General features: G+C 60.5%; 1 protein-coding gene. It reads right to left on the bottom strand.

The genetic code is table 11. The features are described 5' to 3' along the window. Positions 1–1,667: helicase-related protein (locus tag QD357_RS32095; RefSeq protein ID WP_414126049.1), on the bottom strand; the 1,667-nt coding region annotated here is incomplete at both ends.

Below are 1,667 nucleotides of genomic sequence, written 5' to 3'. Positions count from 1 at the left end.
GTCGTAAAGGTTGAAGCTGTGTCGGTGACGACTTTGATGGCAGCCAGCCGCGAGTTGAAGCCTGCCTGGATCAGGATTGATGCGGCACGGTTCATCGTGCCGGTCTCGACAGCCGGTACGGCCAAGCCGAGCTCATGGTCGTCCAAAGCAAGTGAAAATATGCCGACAACATCGCCATTGGCAGCGGCACGGACGCGCAGGGCCTCCATAGCCCAGGGCAAGCGATAAACCAGGCCGCCCTCAATGAACTGCAAGGCATCAGCTTMCTGACCGGCGACTATCGCGGCTAGCGGCTGCCCGAGCAGCCAGCRCCTGAGAATATCGCGCCAATTGTCGGGGAATGGGTCCGGCGCGAACGGATAGAAACCGAACACGCGTTCTGCGATGCCCGTGATCGCGGCGATGGCCGCCTMATCGTCGGATACAGCGAGAGCCGCGTTGGCCAGAATAAGCAGGTTATTGGCCTCGGGCGCAATTGCATCAAGCGCGTGCCCGGCCTCGAGACCGAGCCCGGCCAGAAAGTAGCMACGCCGTCTAACGGCGGTCGAATTCGCCCAGATATAGCGGCTTCGTGTGAGGAGCGTGGTGCGATAGGCGGCGCGGGAAGCATCGTCGACGCGGAGCAGGCGACGATGCCAGAGCGAAGATTGAAGAATGTTGTCGAGTGCCACCTCGATCTGGTCATCGGGCACGTCGGCTTCGCCGATGAGACTGAGAATGGCGGTATCGAGCGTCGCCATATGACGCTCCCATTCCTTCAGCGCCCGCTCACGCTTGTCAGCCTTTTCGTTGGCAACCTCCGGAAAGGTCCAAGCCGCGGCATTGTTGACCACATAATCGATCAAGTGGTCGAGGTTGCCGCCGATCCGGGCGTGCATGCGGCTAAGCAGGGAGAAGATCAGCTGGATGAGCCCGCTTTCCATCTCGCGGGCACCGAGATCCTCAATCAGTCCGACCCATTCATTTTGCTTTTTGTTCTTCGTATCCTCAAAGATAGGATGGATGACTAGGCCTTCKACATCGWCATATGCGCGGCCGGCGCGGCCGATGACGTTCTTAAATTCAGAGACCTTGATCTTCTCACCGTGGCGATAGAGCGAGTGCATGACGACGGCGGTTGCCGACAGATTGAGGCCCTGGGCCAGCGTCGGCGATGAGATCGTGATCTTGAGCACGCCGTCACGCAGTAGACGTTCGACTTCCTTGCGATAGGCGGTCGGCAAGGCTCCGTGGTGCAGCGCCACGCCCAGTCGCAGACATTTCAGGATGTCGCTGTGCGGGCCAAGCCATTCTTCACCAAGCGCTATCGCGGTTTGCAACATGGCTGGATCKACGGTGAGCAGGGAGGCGAGCGCGCCGCGTAAGTGTAGGTCGACGAGGACCTTGGCAAATGGTTCGACACTCCGGCGCTCCGGGCAGTAGATCAGAACGGTCTGGCCGTCGATGACGAGACGCCAGGCGGTAGCAAGGCTTAACTCCTGCTGGTTATCCGGGAAGAGCCGTGTGCGGAGCTTTTTTGGTGGCACAAACAGCGGCGGCGCGGCGCCGGTGAGAAACCGCGGCACGAAGGGCTTTTCCTCGCCGACACGAAGATTGAGGCGCGCCGTCGGCGAACTCCAGGTCACTTCGCCGAAGCGCAGGCGTGTTKGACGCCAGTCGTGCTTGAT

The sequence above is a fragment of the Rhizobium sp. BR 317 genome, assembly GCF_047445835.1.
GTDB classification, from domain to species: Bacteria; Pseudomonadota; Alphaproteobacteria; order Rhizobiales; family Rhizobiaceae; genus Rhizobium; species Rhizobium paranaense.
Note: the sequence above shows the minus strand (reverse complement) of the source record. Positions and strands in the feature narration are given on the sequence as shown.